The organism is Streptomyces sp. NPDC031100, assembly GCF_055570785.1.
Genome location: NZ_JBVIGN010000015.1, coordinates 102,664 through 118,201, shown reverse-complemented (window position 1 = coordinate 118,201; position 15,538 = coordinate 102,664). Strand labels below are relative to the sequence as shown.

11 protein-coding genes and 6 pseudogenes are annotated in these 15,538 nt (G+C 70.8%); 6 read left to right on the top strand and 11 right to left on the bottom strand.

The features are described 5' to 3' along the window. Nucleotides 1–3: 3 nt before the first annotated feature. From ACZ5DS_RS34555 to ACZ5DS_RS34545, 3 pseudogenes are all read left to right on the top strand, one after another. Nucleotides 4–811: pseudogene (locus ACZ5DS_RS34555) on the top strand (IS5 family transposase); the annotation flags it as partial. A gap of 330 nt (nucleotides 812–1,141) precedes the next feature. Next, nucleotides 1,142–1,387 (top strand): annotated as a pseudogene (locus ACZ5DS_RS34550) (ergot alkaloid biosynthesis protein); the annotation flags it as partial. Between the two features lie 118 nt (nucleotides 1,388–1,505). Next, nucleotides 1,506–1,926, top strand: a pseudogene (locus ACZ5DS_RS34545) (transposase); the annotation flags it as partial. Nucleotides 1,927–2,046: 120 nt separating this feature from the next. Here the strand turns inward: ACZ5DS_RS34545 and ACZ5DS_RS34540 are convergent. The 4 genes and pseudogenes from ACZ5DS_RS34540 to ACZ5DS_RS34525 form a co-directional block, all read right to left on the bottom strand. Then, a complete protein-coding gene (locus tag ACZ5DS_RS34540) occupies nucleotides 2,047–2,952 on the bottom strand; it encodes a poly-gamma-glutamate hydrolase family protein (RefSeq protein WP_468246476.1) in 906 nt (301 codons plus the stop codon). An 81-nt stretch (nucleotides 2,953–3,033) separates the two neighbouring features. Next, a pseudogene (locus ACZ5DS_RS34535) lies at nucleotides 3,034–3,571 on the bottom strand (GNAT family N-acetyltransferase); the annotation flags it as partial. A 65-nt stretch (nucleotides 3,572–3,636) separates the two neighbouring features. Beyond that, nucleotides 3,637–4,215: a class F sortase gene (locus ACZ5DS_RS34530; protein WP_468246473.1), complete on the bottom strand. Its 579-nt coding sequence runs from the start codon at nucleotides 4,213–4,215 to the stop codon at nucleotides 3,637–3,639. Between the two features lie 220 nt (nucleotides 4,216–4,435). Next, nucleotides 4,436–4,927, bottom strand: coding sequence for a sortase (locus tag ACZ5DS_RS34525; RefSeq protein WP_468246471.1), 492 nt, complete (start codon nucleotides 4,925–4,927; stop codon nucleotides 4,436–4,438). Between the two features lie 686 nt (nucleotides 4,928–5,613). Here ACZ5DS_RS34525 and ACZ5DS_RS34520 point away from each other — a divergent pair. Further along, nucleotides 5,614–5,961 (top strand): annotated as a pseudogene (locus tag ACZ5DS_RS34520) (DDE-type integrase/transposase/recombinase); the annotation flags it as partial. Nucleotides 5,962–6,125: 164 nt separating this feature from the next. On the opposite strand, the gene ACZ5DS_RS34515 reads toward ACZ5DS_RS34520, so the two are convergent. The 3 genes from ACZ5DS_RS34515 to ACZ5DS_RS34505 all read right to left on the bottom strand — a co-directional run bounded on the left by ACZ5DS_RS34515 (nucleotide 6,126) and on the right by ACZ5DS_RS34505 (nucleotide 10,126). Then, on the bottom strand, nucleotides 6,126–6,644 hold the full coding sequence (locus ACZ5DS_RS34515) for an RICIN domain-containing protein (RefSeq protein WP_468246468.1): 519 nt from the start codon (nucleotides 6,642–6,644) through the stop codon (nucleotides 6,126–6,128). Between the two features lie 365 nt (nucleotides 6,645–7,009). Beyond that, nucleotides 7,010–7,993, bottom strand: coding sequence for a TIGR01777 family oxidoreductase (locus ACZ5DS_RS34510; RefSeq protein ID WP_468246718.1), 984 nt, complete (start codon nucleotides 7,991–7,993; stop codon nucleotides 7,010–7,012). Nucleotides 7,994–9,190: 1,197 nt separating this feature from the next. Beyond that, nucleotides 9,191–10,126, bottom strand: coding sequence for a LysR family transcriptional regulator (locus tag ACZ5DS_RS34505; RefSeq protein WP_468246466.1), 936 nt, complete (start codon nucleotides 10,124–10,126; stop codon nucleotides 9,191–9,193). A gap of 140 nt (nucleotides 10,127–10,266) precedes the next feature. Here ACZ5DS_RS34505 and ACZ5DS_RS34500 point away from each other — a divergent pair, with 140 nt between their 5' ends. Then, nucleotides 10,267–11,571, top strand: coding sequence for an MFS transporter (locus ACZ5DS_RS34500; protein WP_468246464.1), 1,305 nt, complete (start codon nucleotides 10,267–10,269; stop codon nucleotides 11,569–11,571). 160 nt (nucleotides 11,572–11,731) lie between these two features. Then, on the top strand, nucleotides 11,732–12,808 hold the full coding sequence (locus ACZ5DS_RS34495) for a hypothetical protein (RefSeq protein WP_468246461.1): 1,077 nt from the start codon (nucleotides 11,732–11,734) through the stop codon (nucleotides 12,806–12,808). 538 nt (nucleotides 12,809–13,346) lie between these two features. Here ACZ5DS_RS34495 and ACZ5DS_RS34490 read toward each other — a convergent pair. From ACZ5DS_RS34490 to ACZ5DS_RS34475, 4 genes and pseudogenes are all read right to left on the bottom strand, one after another. Further along, entirely contained in the window at nucleotides 13,347–14,237 is an 891-nt protein-coding gene (locus tag ACZ5DS_RS34490) for a hypothetical protein (RefSeq protein ID WP_468246459.1), read from the bottom strand. A 409-nt stretch (nucleotides 14,238–14,646) separates the two neighbouring features. After that, nucleotides 14,647–14,937: a hypothetical protein gene (locus tag ACZ5DS_RS34485; protein ID WP_468246457.1), complete on the bottom strand. Its 291-nt coding sequence runs from the start codon at nucleotides 14,935–14,937 to the stop codon at nucleotides 14,647–14,649. An 89-nt stretch (nucleotides 14,938–15,026) separates the two neighbouring features. Then, a complete protein-coding gene (locus tag ACZ5DS_RS34480) occupies nucleotides 15,027–15,380 on the bottom strand; it encodes a helicase associated domain-containing protein (protein ID WP_468246455.1) in 354 nt (117 codons plus the stop codon). An 80-nt stretch (nucleotides 15,381–15,460) separates the two neighbouring features. Further along, nucleotides 15,461–15,538, bottom strand: a pseudogene (locus ACZ5DS_RS34475) (dihydroxy-acid dehydratase domain-containing protein); the annotation flags it as partial.

The window sequence follows — 15,538 nt, the reverse complement described above, 5'->3', positions numbered from 1 at the left end:
ATGATGCCGGTCGTTGGTGCTGATCTATCGAAGCGTCTGGTTCCTGATGAACTCTGGGAGCTGGCCGCCCCGTTGCTGCCGTCGTTCGCTGCCCGTCCGCAAGGTGGTGGGACCGCTCCATGTGACGAGCGGGCCGTGTTCACGGCAGTGGTGTACGCGCTGACCAGCGGCTGTGCCTGGCGGCATCTGCCGCCGACGTTCGGCACGTCGCCCGCCACCGCGCATCGCCGCTTCACGGTATGGACCGAGGGCGGCCTGTGGCGTCGGCTGCACCGGGCGGTGCTGGACGAACTCGGGGCCCGGGGCGAGGTGGACTGGACCTCGGCGATCGTCGACGCGGCCTCCGCTCGCGCCGAAAGGGGGGATCGCCGACCGTGCCGAACCCGGTCGATCGCCGCAAGAAGGGCAGCAGGCTGCACGTGCTGTCCGATGCCCAGGGCATCCCGCTCGCCGTCGCCGTGTCCGGCGCGAACATGCACGAGAGCCTCGCCCTCAAGCCGCTCATCCGCGGCATACCCGCCGTCCGGTCCCGCCGGGGACCACGGCGGCGCCGACCCGTCAAACTCCGCGCGGACAAGGCGTGCTTCTCCGCCGAACACCTGGCCTGGCTGCGCGAGCGCGGGCTCGTCGCGCGCGTCGCGCGGCCCGGCATCGAGTCCGGCGAACGCCTCGGTCGGCACAGCTGGAAGATCGAACGGTCGATCGCCCGGCTCTTCGGCTACCGCCGCCTCACCGTCCGATACGAACGAAAGGGCTCCACTTCCTCGCCTTCCTCGGCCTGGCCGCCGCCCTGACCTGCTACAAGAAGCTCGCGAAACTTGCCACGTGTGTTCCCCATCGCCTCGACGGCTGGCCCCGGCAGGTTGTGGGCAAGGAAGCGATCGCCGCCTGCATGCGCGACTATGCCGACCACATTGACCTGCACGACTTCCCCGACCTGCACATCCACCAGACCGCCGACCCGCAGACCATCGTGGTCGAGATGCGCGGCGTCGGCCGCTTGGCGGGCTCCGGCCGTCCCTTCGACATGACCTACATCGCCGTCGCGACTGTGCGGGACGGGTGTTTCACCTCCTACCGCGACTACTGGAATCCCCCTCGCGGTCCCCGGCGGCGACCTCGACTTCGCCAGGAGCATCCGATGACCGCAACCGGCACGACGCTGGTCATCGGCGCGACCGGGGCTACGGGTAGCCGTACGGCCGTGGGGCTGGCGGCCGCCGGCCACCGTTTCAGAGCGGCGAGCCGGCGAGCGACGCCCGTCCCCGGCACGGTGCCGGTCCCTGTCGACTGGTACGACCCGGCCGGTCATGGCGCCACTCTCGACGGTGTCGGCCGCGTCTACCTCGTTCCGCCTGTGGGGGACTGCGACCCCGGGGTGGTCATGCGGCTGGGCATGCGTGATGGCCGTCGACCCGAAGGAGATCGCACGGCCTGCCACCACGCAGCGGTACCAGCCCGGCTATGGCGGGCAGAGGGTCGATGTCGGCACCCGGCTTGAGGAGGTCGGCTGGCGGCAGGGCATCAAGGGGGCGATGACCTCGCACGTCACCGTGCTCCAGGTGCGGCCGCCGGGCAAGGAAGCCTGCCGCACCGCCCAGGAACAGGCCGGCGGACGCAGTCGGTGGAACGGGGTGCTGCCGCTGCGGACCCTGCTCGTGGAGCAGCCCTGAAGAGGCAGCTGAACCGACCGGCTGCTGAATGACGAATCCGCCCGTCACCACCCCGATCGCCGACCTGGTCCGGTGGGCGAAGATGCGCTGGCGGATCGAACACGACTACCGCGAGCTCAAGCACGGCCTGGGTCTGGACCATTTGGAAGGCCGCACCTGGCGCGGCTGGCACCACCACGTCACCCTTGGCGCCGCCGCCCAGGCCTTCCTCACCCTGCGGCGGCTGGACCCCGAAGCACACACGCCGGCCTGACTCGCCACCAGGTCCTGGACGTCCTCCAGGACCTGCCGCGGTGCTGGACCGGCACCTGCACCATCTGCGGCCGCCCCCTCACCGCCAGCAGGACCAGAGCCAGAACCTGAGGAAGCACTCCTAGAGGGAGTCGAGGCCGAGCTCGTGGTTCTTGATCGCCTCGCGGACGGCGTTCACGAAACCGTTCCAGAAGTGGTCGGCGTAGGGGCTGTCGGTGCTCGGCACGCCGGCCGTAGTCCTGCGCTTGGCCGCGCCGGAGAAGTCACCGAACATCGCCGAGCGCAGCGCCGTGGACAGCTCCATCTGGGCGCCGGCGCCGGTGCGGGTGCGGTTGACGATGTTGGCCGGGTCGTCACCGTTGATGGGGTCGCTGGTGCCCGCGAAGACCACGGTCACGTTCCAGTCGGCTTTGCTCGCGGGGGAGGTCAGATCGTACTTCGTGAAGGCTGCCATCAGGTTGCGCTTGAGCCGCTCGTCCCGACCGCCGATGATGATCTTCTTCACGGCCGTGTCGTCGAAGCCGTGCAGGGAGACGGCGTACAGGTTGTTGGCGCAGACGGCGAGGGCGGCCGGGTCGTCGCAGTGGGTGGAGGTGACGTGCTGCGCGGCCGAGTTGGCCAGGGCCTCGAACATCCAGTAGTCCCGCTGCGGCTCTCCCGTCACCGCCGCGCTCGCCGGGTCGGTGTTGGCGTCGAAGGGCGTGTAACCGGAGATGGCCATGCACAGCTCGCTCGTACCCGCCTCGATCCCGCCGCCGTGCGGCGCGATCACCGCCGTGCTGCTGACGGGGCTGCTCGTGGCCTTGGCATTGTCCGTGACCTGCACCGGCGCGCCGATGCGGAACCGGCGCATCCAGTCGGTGCCCTCCTTGGCGGCGGTACGGGTGTACAGCTCGGTGTTGGACCCGTACAGGTCGGCTGCCGCGGCCGGCGTGGCGCCGCTGCCCATCACGGCATTGAGGGTGGGCAGGCCGGCGGCGACGGCGGCGACGGAGGCGAGGACGGTGCGTCTGCTGGTGTTGGTCATGGGGTGATCTTGCATCACGGCCCGACGGCGCTCTCCGGCGGGTCCCCAATCCCCGGCGTCGGGAGGCGGTGGCTATGCCTGTCATGTTCCCAGTTCCTCACCGGCTTCCGGTTGGGCATACGAGAAGTCGTACGGGGCCCAGTCGGTGACCTGGCAGTACCCGAGGCGCTGGTAGAGGGCGTTGCTGGTGGGGTTGGCCGCGTTCGTGTACAGCACGACCTCGGTGGCGCCCGCGGCGAGCGCGGTCCGGCTCACCTCGGCGGTCACGGCGGCCGCGTAGCCGCGGCCACGGACGTGGGCCGGGGTGTAGACGGGGTCCACCCGGACCATCCCGGCGACCAGTGGGCTCACGCCCGCCATGGAGACGGGGGGTGCCGTCCGGGGTCTCCCACAAGGTGTAGCGCTTCTCGGCGAAGCGGGTGCCGGCCCAGGAGCCTGGGTTGATGATGACGGTCTCCCCGAGGTCCGTGGCGAGTTCACGGCACCAGCGCATGAGGTGCTCGTGGTCCTGCTCGCCTACGAGGCGGCTCCGGCCGTCCGGGTGCGGCTGCGGCGGGGTGAGGGTGCCGAGACAGTACAGGTGCATCCGGACGCGGAGTGTGGCTGTCGCGCCGGTGTGCAGGCGACGTTGTGGTTACGCAGTGGTCGGCGTCCGCGTCCAGCGGTCAGCGCCCGTTCGGCCGGTTACGTCACCGCGGTCAGCGTCGCGTAGACCACGACGTTGCTCAGGTAGCCGGTGCGCTTGGTGTAGCCGCCACCGCAGGTGATCAACCGGAGTTCGGGCCGGCCGGAACTGCCGTAGACCTTCTTACTGGGGAACTTCTTCCTGTCGTAAAGCTCGACGGCGCGGACGGCGAACACCGCTGTCCGCCGGTCCGCCCGGCTGATCTCGATGGTGGCGCCCTCGGTGAGGGCGCCGAGGTTGTAGAAGACACCGGGGCCGCCGGTGGGTGTGTCCACATGCCCGGTGGCGATGGCGGTTCCTGCCGAGCCGGGAGCCGTGCCGTCGCCGTACCAGCCGGCGAGGCCGGGTTTGCCAGGTGGTGGAGTCCGTAGCGCCCCTGCCGCATCGAGGCCCACTCGTATCATCGGGGCGTTCACGCCGATGGCGGAGATCCGGAGCCGGACCGGATCCGCGGGGGGCAGCGGCTGGACCGTGGGGCGGGAGGGGGCTGCAGAGGTTGAGAAGGCCTGAGCCGCCGATGGCCGTGGTGGCTCCTCGTCGTGCACCCCGCTGATCAGCAGCACCGCACCTGCCGTCATTGCGCAGGCCAGAAGGAGCACTGCAGGGATGAACGGATCGCGGGAAGCGCTGGTGTGGTGTCTGGGTGCCATCGCGGTTGGGCCTTTGCTTCACGGCGGGTGCGTTGTAGCGGGTGGTGCGGGCCTCGCGGTGGGCGGGTCTCGCGGTCACCGGATCGATTCCGTTTCGGGGGCCGGTTACCGGCTGAAGTGGACGGGGCTGGCCGGCAGAGTCGGACGGTCAGGTTCGGTTGTCGTTCGGGCGGCGGCGCATCCAGACCACACCACCGGCGGCGGCCGTGACGAGCAGCCCACCGCCCATGGCGAGCCCCATACCTGTGTCTTCGGCCGGTCCGAAGCCGGCGCTGACTGAGCCGCTCGGAGGGCGGCCGGTGACCTGGTACGTTTCCGTGACCATGGTCAGTGGCGGACACTTCAGGGTGACTGTGTCGCTGCCCGGCCTGGTTCCTTCCGGGATCTGGAACTGGCCGGTGAGGACCCCCTTCTGGTCGCCTTCGAAGAGGTGGAACTCTCCTGCCACCTCCGACCAGCCCTTGCCGTAGTCCGCGTCAGGGTCGCAGGCCCTCGTACTGACCGTGACCGTGGAACCCGGGTAGGCATTCCACGGGTCGATACGGACATCTGAGTCATCAGCGGCGGCAGCGGCCGGGATCTGCATTCCGAGGGCAATGAGAGCCAGTCCGATACCTGCACCCATGTGTGTGTAACGCATGCGAATCCTCCAACGGAACAGTGTCCGGCCTGTCTGCGCGGCGCCTCTCCTGTGTTCCGCTCACGAGGCAACCGACAGTCCGTCAGTTCCGCAACCTGACGAGTCGCCAAATGTGTCACCCAGTCAGGTGCCACGGCGTTCCCGCCTGATGCTTACGGCAGGTCACCGACGCGAAGATCATCAATACCGATCACCCACCACCCCGCCCCCATAATGGTGAAAGTCGACCGGACGGTCTTGCGCGGCGTGGTCTGCCTCAGGCAGCCGTGTCGGGGGCGGCGTGACCTTCCTGCGGGCCGGATGTTGTGCACGGCACGCGTGCCGACGTCACCCCCCTGCGGACGCGTATGCAAACGAGGAGCCCGGACCGTGCCCGGCCTTCGGACTCCTCCCGCGACCGTGTCGGTGCTCCGGCCGCCACATGGTGAACCGGCGCCGGGAGCAGCCCACACGCAACTTGCTCAGCATCGCTCGCGCCCTCGCTGACGCTTGCGGCGCTCCCAGTGCAGCACCCATCCCAAGCTCAGTGCGCTCCCGGCGCGCCTGTGTCGACGATCAAGCTTTTCCCCAACTTGGACGGTGTGAGTGTCATGTAATTCCCCATCCCAAATTCTCCTAATTGGCCAGATGTAGCGCGGAGGGCGGGATCGAGGGACCTGGTCGTCGCGGAGCTGCTTATGTTCCTGAAGGTCGGCCGGATCCCCGACGGCGGCGGCCACGGGACGCTGGGCCGGCAGGCGGGCCGGGCAACCCCGCCCGGCGAAGCAGCGTGGGCTTCGACTACGTCCACTCCGCCGTCGACGACCACTCCCGCCTCGCCTACAGCGAGATCCACGGCGACGAGAAGGCCGCCACCTGCGCGGCCTTCCTGCCGGGCCGCGGCCTTCTTCGCCGCATCAGGAATCGACCGCGTCGAGCGGGTCCTGACCGACAAAGCCTGGCCCTACCGCAAGAGCTTTGCCTGGCGGCAGGCTCTGGCCGACCTCGGCGCCACCGGCAAGCTCACCCGCGCCTACCGGCCGCAGACCACCGGCACAGGACGATTTCGAGGGGATGCCCGAGGTGAGGACCGACATGTCGAAGACCCCGAGCCGGCAGCCGCCGGCCATGGCCACCCGCATGATCTGAGCAAGCCTGATCGATGCGCCACGGCCGTGCGCACCACCAACGGCGCGCAAGGCCGTGGCCGGCTAGTCTGTCAGCCGACGAACGTGAACCTCTGGTAGGACAGCGCGTTGTACCCGAACGCGCGCAGACCGAAGTCGAGGCTGTCGTCGATCACGCGGCCGGTATTCTGATTCTTCAACGTCTTCGTGCCATCGGACTGGTAGACGATCGTCCACCGCTGGTACGAAAGGTAGTTGCAGCTGAACGCGCGCAGACCGTAGTCGGTGCTGTCGTCGATGCAACGGCCGGTGTTCTGGTTCTGGATGACCCAGGTGCCGTCGGTCTGCTTGTACCAGTTGAAGTTCTGGTAGTTGAGCCCGTTACAGGTGAACGCCCGCAGACCGTAGTCCCAGGAGTCGTCCACGCAGCGACCAGTGTTCTGATTCTGGAGCGCGTAGTAGTAGATCTGGCCGTCGGCGATGGCCGGACCCTTGGGCTTGGGTGTGAGGGCGTGCGCGGCCGTGGTGCCGGTCAGCAGCAGCGCTGCAGTGGCCAACACGGCTGCCGCCGATCTCGCGGTGCGGGTGGCAAGGGCAGTACGCAGGCTCATGATGGTCCTCCCGTTGGTGGTGGCCCGCTTGGTCGAAGGGCAGGCACGGGCGTGCGGCCGTGTGCTGTGATGCGGGGCATCACCCAGCCGCGCATGCCTCGCACACGCTATGGGGCAGGCATGGACACTTCAATCCGATGTGCGGTGCACTATCCGATATGGCCGGTTCCGTATGGTCTGATGGCCAGGGCCACAGGCGAATGTCAATGAGAGCGCTGTCCTCCCGACGGTCACCGTGTTCGAAGAGCCCGTCACTGGGCAGCAGCTGGGCATCCAGCCTGCGCGTGATCAGGCCACGCCGCCCCTCGTTTGTAAGGCTTGACTCTGTTCACGAGTTGTGGCTCTGGTCCGCTTCTTGTGCTCGTCTACACAGCGTGGCTCGATTCACGGGCCCGCCTCGATGCCGCACGAACCAGCCTGGCCCGCTGCACGAGGGACGTAGCGGCCCTCTCCCACTCGGGATATGCGAAAGCGAAACCGGCTGCGCGCAGCCGACCCGGCACCACCCGACGGCTCTTGAGCAGCAGCTCCGTGTCCGAGCGCAGCGCGAACGCCCCCAACTCGGCCATCCAGCGCGTCGCCGGCAGCCCCACCGGGACGCCCCAGGCCGTGCGCAGCGCCCGCATGAAGTCGCGGTGCGGAAGGGGGCCGGGCGAGGCAAGGTTCACCGGCCCCTCGAGGTCGTCCCGAGCGATGAGGAACTCCACCGCTCGCACGAAGTCCTCGTCATGGATCCAGGAGACGTACTGCGCACCGCCGGCCACCGGACCGCCCAGCCCGAGTCGCGCCAGCCGCGACAGTACGTCGAACACACCGCCGCGGTCCGGGCTCATGACCATCGCCGAGCGCAGCGCCACCTTGCGGGTCGCGGGAGTCGGCGCCTCGGCCTGCGCGCGCTCCCAGCTCTTCGCGATCTCGACGCTGTACGCCCAGTAGCCCGGCACCCCGGTCTCCGAGCCTCCGATCACCCCGGTCGCCTCGTCGTGTGCCGCGTCGAAGCGGTGGGCGTAGACCGTCGCCGTACTCATCTGCAGCCAGACGCGCGGTGGCCGCGCAGCGGCGGCGATCGCCTCACCGACCACCCGCGCCGAATCCACCCGCGAATCCATCATCGCTTGCAGGTTCTCGGCGGTATAGCGGCAGGAGACGCTGCGCCCCGCCAGGTTGATCACGACATCGCAGCCGTCGATCGCCGCGGCCCAACGGCCCAGCGTGGCCCCGTCCCATCCGATGTCATGCGCCCGCACGGGACGCCGGGTCACCACCGTGACCTCGTGGCCGGCCGCCGTCAGCGCACGGTCGAGAATCGTGCCCACCTGTCCGGTTCCCCCGGGCAGCACTACCTTCATCGAACCCCCTCGGCTTCGCTCGACATCAGCGTAGCCTTTCTTTTTGAACGCGTTCAACTTGGGGATCCGGTGCACGTCAGGGCGAGGAGGCCGACACAGGCGGGCGGATCGGCGTTCACTCCCTACAGGGCCGTGACGCTCGCCCACGCCAACAGGACTCGTTTGCGGAGAAGTTCGAATCTCGCGCGGCCGAACATTTGGCGTTTGAGCATCTTGATCCGGTTGACATGGCCCTCCACGACGCCGGAGTTCCAAGGCTGTGACAACCTGAAGCCCCGGGCACCGGCATCCACGGAGGTATTCAGCAACACCGGTCGTTGACCCGCTCCTCGGCGAGGTGAGTCGCGCTCGTGGTCCTCATGCTCAGGGGCATCATTGTCGGCGTCCCATCCCACGCGAGCTCATCGCACGCGAAAGGCACACCATTCAGAGAGCAGTCCCACACGCACGAGGCGCACGGGGGCGGGCACGAGTCACGTCGCCACCGACGAGGTGGGGAATTACGTGACCAAACGGCTGGGGAAATACGTGTACTGAGCGGTGGACGGCTCGGGCGTCTTTAGGACTGGTGAGGAGTTGGCGTGCGAGCCGTACGCGGAGGCGGTGGCGGGAGCGGTCTGCTCTGCTTCGTACGACCGTGCCGGTGCCGCCTCCCGGCTGGCCTGCCGCGCGGCTCGGCATGGCTTGGGCCTCACGGAGCTGTCCCTGCCATGGGGTCCGTGGCGGGTCACGGTCGGCGGCAGCGCGAATCGTCGTGTGCAGGACGACGGGCAGGGTGTGGGTCCTGGCCGCCCCGGGCGGCGAGGTGAAGTGCCACCGTCGGGTACGGCTGAGTGCCCTGCCGGCCGCCTTCCGGCATCCGTAGGGGTTCAGCACGGCATCGAGGTGAGGGCGGTCTGTGGAAGCCGGCCGCCCCTCTGTCCGGAGGTGACATCGCACCTGCTCACTGGATTCTCCCCGCCCGCAGGGCACCTGACCTGGCCCGCAGGGCACCTGGACTGCGATCGTCCCCAGCTTGCGCCCGGTACCCGGCGCCTGTTCTTGTCCGGGGTTGCTGAGCTGGATCGGCGGTTCACAGCCTTGATCACGGTTGAGGCGTGTGAGGCGTATGCAGGGGGGCGGAGTGTGCCGGTGGCTGCTCCCCCCGGGGGGCGGTGTCCGTTGGTCGGGTCATGGTGATCGCGGACGCGGTGGCGTTCAGCGTGGCATCGTCCAGCCTGGTGTCCAGGTCCCGGTGTGGTCGTGGCGGGCCGCTGTGGCGGCGAGGTGGGTGCGCAGCGCGGTCAGTGCTGGGTGGGGGTTGTCGCGGTGCCACAGGAGCGAGTGCGGGTAGACGGGCGTCGGGTCGGTCACGGGGATGCGGCGCAGGCCGTGGCTGCCGGGCCAGACGAGGCGGGTGTGTTCGCCCATGAAGGTGGCCAGGGCCGGGGTGTCGGCGACGGTGTCCAGGAGGGCGTCGGAGCCGAAGTTGGGGCCGGTTGCCTCGATGGTGAGGCCGAACTCGGCGACGAGGTCGTCGTAGTAGGCGGCCCACTCGGTGCCGGGGACGATGCCGGGCATCCAGATCCGGTGCCCGGCGAGCTGGGCGAGGGTCACCGACCGGGCGCCCGCCAGCGCGTGGGCGGGGCCGGTGAGGAGCTGGAGCGGCTCGTCGAGCACCCGGACGGAGGCGATGTCCTCGGGCAGGGGCCGGCCGGGGGCGGCGACGGCGCGGAAGGAGGCGTCGATCGCACCGGAGCGGATGGCGGCGACGGCCGTCTCGATCTCAAGCAGCCACACCACGTCGAGGTCGGTCTCGGGGTGAGCGCGGTTGAAGCCGCGCATCAGGCCCGACGCCGCGCCGCGTGAGGCGATCACGTCGACGCGCAGCGGACGGCGGCCGGTGCGCACGGACGCTTCCGCGCGCTCGGCGACGCGCAGCAGCTCGCGCGCGTGGGGCAGGAACGCCTGGCCGTCGATGGTGAGCTCGGCGCCGCGCGCGGTGCGGGTGAACAGCCGCACGCCGAGGTTGCGCTCCAGTGCGGCGATGCGCTTGGAGACGGCCTGCTGGGTGACGGCCAGTTCGGCGGCGGCCTCCTGGAACTGCCCCGCCTCGGCGGCGGCGACGAAGGTCCGGACGGTGACGAGGTCCATCCCGACACCCTATGGCCACAACCGCTGGTTGTGGCCGGTGGCCCTGCGGTTGTTTGATCCCCAGGCAGGACGCTCGCTTTGATAATTCCGAACGCGGATCGGTTGTGCAGGCGAGGGGCGAGGGGCGAGGGGCGTCGGGCATGAGCAGCGGGCACCGGCTGGGACATCTGCTCGGACGTCGGCTTGGACGTCGGCTGGGACAGCTGCCCGGGCATCGGCTGGGGCGGCAGTTCGGGTGGCTGTGGGCAGCGTACGGGACCAGCGCGCTGGGCACCTGGCTCGCCTACGGCGCCCTCCCGCTGATCGCCATCCGGGTGCTGCACGCCGGACCGGCCCGCCTCGCCGCGCTCTCCTGCGTGGGGGCTGCGGTGGGCGCGGCCGTGGCTGTGCCGCTCGGAGGGTGGGTGGAGTTCCGCCGCAAGCGGCCGGTGCTGATCGCGATGGACCTGGTGCGGTGCGCGGCGCTGCTGACGATCCCCGCCGCGTTCGCGCTCGGCGTGCTCACCTTCCTTCAGCTTCTGCTGGTCTCGGTCGTCGTCGCGGCGGCCGACATCACCTTCCGCGCCGCCTCCGGCGCGTACCTCAAAGCGCTGCTGCCGGCCGAGGACCTGCTCGTCGCAGGCGCCCGGTTCGAGTCCACGGCCTGGACGACCACGATCATCGGACCGCCGCTGGGCGGCGCGGCGATCGGGCTCCTCACCCCGGTGGCGACGGTGGTGGCCGACGCGGTCAGCTACCTGCTCTCGGCCTTGGGCATCCGCGCGACGGGCGGGCATGAGCCGCGGCCCGAGCGCCGGGAGGGCAGGCGCATGCGGGCCGGGGACCTGCTCGACGGCTGGCGGTACATCCTCGCCGACGCAGGCCTGCGTCCGCTGTTGTTCAACACCGCCTTGTTCAACGGCCTGGTGATGGCCGCCGAGCCGCTGCTGGCCGTCCTGATGCTCGGCCGGCTCGGCTTCGCACCGTGGCAGTACGGCCTCGCCTTCGCCGCGCCCTCGATCGGCGGGCTGCTCGGCTCACGGCTGGCCCGGCCGCTGGTCACCCGGTTCGGGCAGCACCAGGTCCTCATCACGGCCGGGGCGCTGCGCGCGCTCTGGCCCGTCGGCCTGGCCTTCCTGGCGCCGGGCACCGCAGGCCTGCTGCTGGTCATCGGCGTCGAGCTCGGCCTCATCTTCTGCTGCGGGGTCTTCAACCCCGTCTGCGCCGCCTACCGCCTTGAGCGCACCGCGGCCGACCGGGTCACCCGTACTCTGTCCGCCTGGGCGGTGACGACCAAGGCCTCGACCGCGCTCCTGACGGCCGTCTGGGGCGTGCTGGGCGGCCTGCTCGGCCCGCGTACGGCCATCGGCCTGGCCGGCGTGCTCCTGCTGGCGACTCCGCTGCTGCTGCCCCGCCGCGCGGCAGCGCTTCCCTCCGAGGCGGAGCCGGCACCGAGCCGCACCTGACGGGCCGCCACAGCCGTCACCGCGACTGGGCTGCACCGCCCTTCTGCGACAGCGGTCCGCCCTCCTTTTCGCGTACAGCCCGCAGACGAGCGCGACCGCTTGCGCCGTAAACCCGCCTGCGCCCCGACCGCCTGCACCGTGACCGGCGGGGTCGCGGCGCGTGGCGCAGGCTGCCGTGGTCGGCCGGCCCAGTGATGTCACCGGCGAGGAGGTCTGCGCTTTCCTGGTACCGGCCCCGGGGTGGGCCCCGGACCGCGCCGTGGCCTGGCAGGCTTGCCACGTGGTGGCCCAGGCGCTGGCCCGGCGCACCAACCGACGACTGTCTTCTGGGAATCGTCCCTTCCGCGGACGGCCCACGGGAAACCGGACGAACGGGCGCTGCGACGGCGGGCGGCTGCCTGCAGAGGAACGCGCCGGGCGACGACAGACATGCCATGAGCGGCAGTCCGACCGATGGAGCCGCCCGGCCCCCGCCCAGCCATGCCGGCGACGCCCTGATCGCCGATCACCCCTACCTATCGCATCCTGCACGGCCCATCTGCTGTACTCGGCCTCGGTTGCCTCGTGCGCTGGCGGGGAGACGCTGAGCGTTGCCGTTCACAGGCAAGCCGCGCCACAGCCGGACACCCGACGTGAAGACCACCCTGCCTCGCAGGCCAGACCGGAGGGTAAGCGCCGCCCAGGCAGGCCACAGAGCGGCTCCACGGTGCCGGGAGGCGACCACCAGAGTCGGCCCAGATGCCAAGACCGACGCCCACCGGTGCCGCCGAAGCCGCCCAGCCCGCAGGCCCGCCCCCACAACGCCGCCATCAAGCCCCTGTCCTGCGACCACGACAGGCACCCACCGTGGCGCAGCCGCGGCGGGTACACCCGTGATGTGGCAGAGCAGGAACACCGATCGCGGCGCGAGGCGGCCGCCATCGCGGGCACGGTGACCCCGGGTGCGGCACTCTACGGCGTAGCGGCAGCCTGTGCCGATGACCGTCCGGGAGCATGGCCGGGCCCGGGCCCTTTGCCGGCAGGGACTGCTCCTGCCGGCGCCACGCCGCTGCTACGCGCCGCCTACGCGGCAGGGAAAGCGACGCCCACCAACCGAAGCGGCCTGGCCGCTTCGCGAGTTGACGCAATAGCTGCCGGCCCGCCGCCGGACCATACGAGCGCTGGCTGCCGGCCTGGTCGCGCGCTGTCCACCCCGGCGCCCGGGGGGCCGTTGTACAGATGGAGGCTGAGCCTGTGAAGACGCACGCCCAGAACCCGACCGGCGCCACACCCTGTGCATGCATCCTGGTCCTTGGCGGCGTGGTCACGTTGCCGGTAGCCGCCGTCCAGGCACCAGCCGCGATCGGCCTGCGCCGCAAGGCGCGCCGTCTCGCCGCGCCGCTGTTCACGCCGAGCGGCACCGATCAACCGGCAGCGCTCTCTGGAGCGCGCCGAACGGCCCGCGAAACTTCGAGCAACTGCCTGGCGCTGAGGCGGGCCCGTTCACCGACCTCCAGGCGGGCCCCGCGGCCCCCACCCCGCTGCCGGCCAGCGCCGCCGCCGCGGTCCGGCTGCCGCCCGGCCTCCGCGGAAGGCGGCGGGGCCGGGCAGGGCGGTCCTGCCCGGCCCCGCCGCCGGTCGGCGGGCCGGCTCGTGGAGCACCGGCATGCTGCCTTCAGCGGTTGCCGAGCCTGCGGCGAGGGCCCGGCTGACGATCCGGTGATCTGAAACAAACGCCCTGGCAGCAGGACGCGTTCGCCGGAGCCGGGCAGACCCACCGGCAGCTGACGGGCGCCTTACGGGCGCCAGTCCGCCTCCAGGTCATGGGAGTCGGTCTTGGTGAGCTGGGTCAGCCCGGTCCCGTCGGCCCGCACCAGGCAGAGGTGTTCGGGGTCCGCGTCGTCCACGCCGCCTCGAGTGAAGACCAGGCGCCTGCCGTCCGGAGACCACGAGGGGTTCTTGTCGTTGAGGCGAGCCGCCGTGATGCGGTGCAGTCCCGTGCCGTCCGGGCGTACGACGTAGAGGTGGGCGAAACCCGAGGAGTCCACACGGCTGAAGGCGATCCGGCCGCTGCGCGACCAGTCGGGCGTCCAGTCGTGGGAGCCGGCCCCGGTGATGGCCGTCTGGGCCAGGGTGGACAGCCGGATCCGCATCACCCGGCTGTGTCCGCCCGCGTCCGCGCGGTTGAACGCCAGGTACTTGCCGTCCGGCGACCACGTCGGATGGAGATCGTCCGCCGTAGTGTGGGTGAGCCGGGTGGCGGGGGTGCCGTCGATGTCGGCCACGTAGATCTCGCGCTGGGTGCCGACCGGCTTGGCGTAGGCGATCCGCTTGCCGTCCGGGGACCACGCCGGGTCCGAGGCGCCCTTGGTGCCGGGAACGGCCTTCAGATCGCCGCCCGCGGCCTTCATCGTCCAGATGCCGTCGATGGCGCCACCGGATCCAAAGCGGACGAAGGCCACCCGCTTGCCGTCCGGGGACCAGCTCGGCATCACGTCACTGACGGTGGAGGTGTGGGTGAGCTGGATGGGCGTGCCGCCACCGGAGGAAACCGCGTACAGGTCCTCGATAGACGCTGTGGCGGTGTAGCGGGCGAAGACGATCGCGTGATCCCCCGCCGCCCCCGCGTCTCCTGCAGCACCGAGAGTCAGCGGCACGGCCATGGCGAGCGCCGCGGCGATCACCACCGCCCTGCCCCGCCGCAATGTGCCGCTTCCGCCCGTCCTGCCGACTCTCCGAGTCCCTCCGGCGGTTCTGCCGCTGCCGGTGCGGTGTTGTTGGTGCGTCACGATGTCCACCCCGATCCCTCCCTGCGGCCCCCCAAGGGCCGCTCAGGCCGGTAAACATCCCACCCGACGGGACTCTAAGGGAAGCGGCGGCACCTGCCGGTACGAGCCCTGTGACATGTTCCGTACACCACTGTCACAGGCAATGCGCCGCGAACACGCGGCAGCCGTGGACCAGGGCGCCGGCGGGAACCTCCCCCCGAGGGAGGGCGCCGTGTCGCCGCCCCCCGGCTCTCCTCACCGCGGACACCATCCCCAAGGTGCTCCGCAGCGGACCGCTTTCCCGGCCGCCCTGCCGATGCCGCGTGCGTCACCCGATGTGCCTGGGCATCACGATTCCGGCCGCCCACCCCGGCCCGGCGATCACACACCAAGTGCCGCGGCCAAGCATGCAGCTGCACTTCCCTCTGGCGGTGAGGACCGGCGGCAGGACGACCCCGCGCTCCAGCGGACCGAAGCCGAGCGGGAGGGCCAGCCCGCAGATACAGCCGCCGCCCCGCCCGCGTTCGAACCCCTTGCATCCCTCCGCGTACCGGCTGGCGTGCGCGAGCAGCAGCCCGACCACAAGCAACAGGTTCCGGCAGCCCTCAAGGCCATCCATGCCACCCGGCTCGATCCGGATCACTCATCCGTACCCTCCCAGCCCCGCATGCCGAAGAACCCGCCGGCCCCAGCTGTTCGACCGCACGGCTACGCCCAGCGCATCCCGATCGCGGACAGCTGCTCCCCCCGCTCCGCAGACAGCGTCCCGGCCCGGGAGCGCTGATTGCCGATCCAGGCACCGAGCTTGATGTCCCACCCCTCCTGCTCCTCGCCGTCGCCGCCGACCGCGATCCTCCGCGGCCACCGTCGGCTACGCTCCCTACACCGCCCGCGCCAACTACACCCCCGCCTCTGGATCGGTCGCCCGCCGGGGCCTGCTGTCCCAGCGGCCCGTCCGTGCAGCCAGGCCGGCGGAGCGCGCCGGTCCGCCAGATGCAGCTGGCTAGCATCGCACCCATGCCGTCCCCTGCCAGCCTCCTGCCACCGCCGTGCCGCGCCCACCGCGGCATCGCAGCTGTCCCGGGGGGGGGGGGGGGGGGGGGGGGGGAGGGGAGGAGGGGGGGGGGGGGGGGGGGGGGGGGCGCCAGCAGCATGCCAGGGGTGATCTTGTCGCAGTTGGAGATGCAGAACAGGGCGTCGGCGCAGTGGGCCTCGACCAC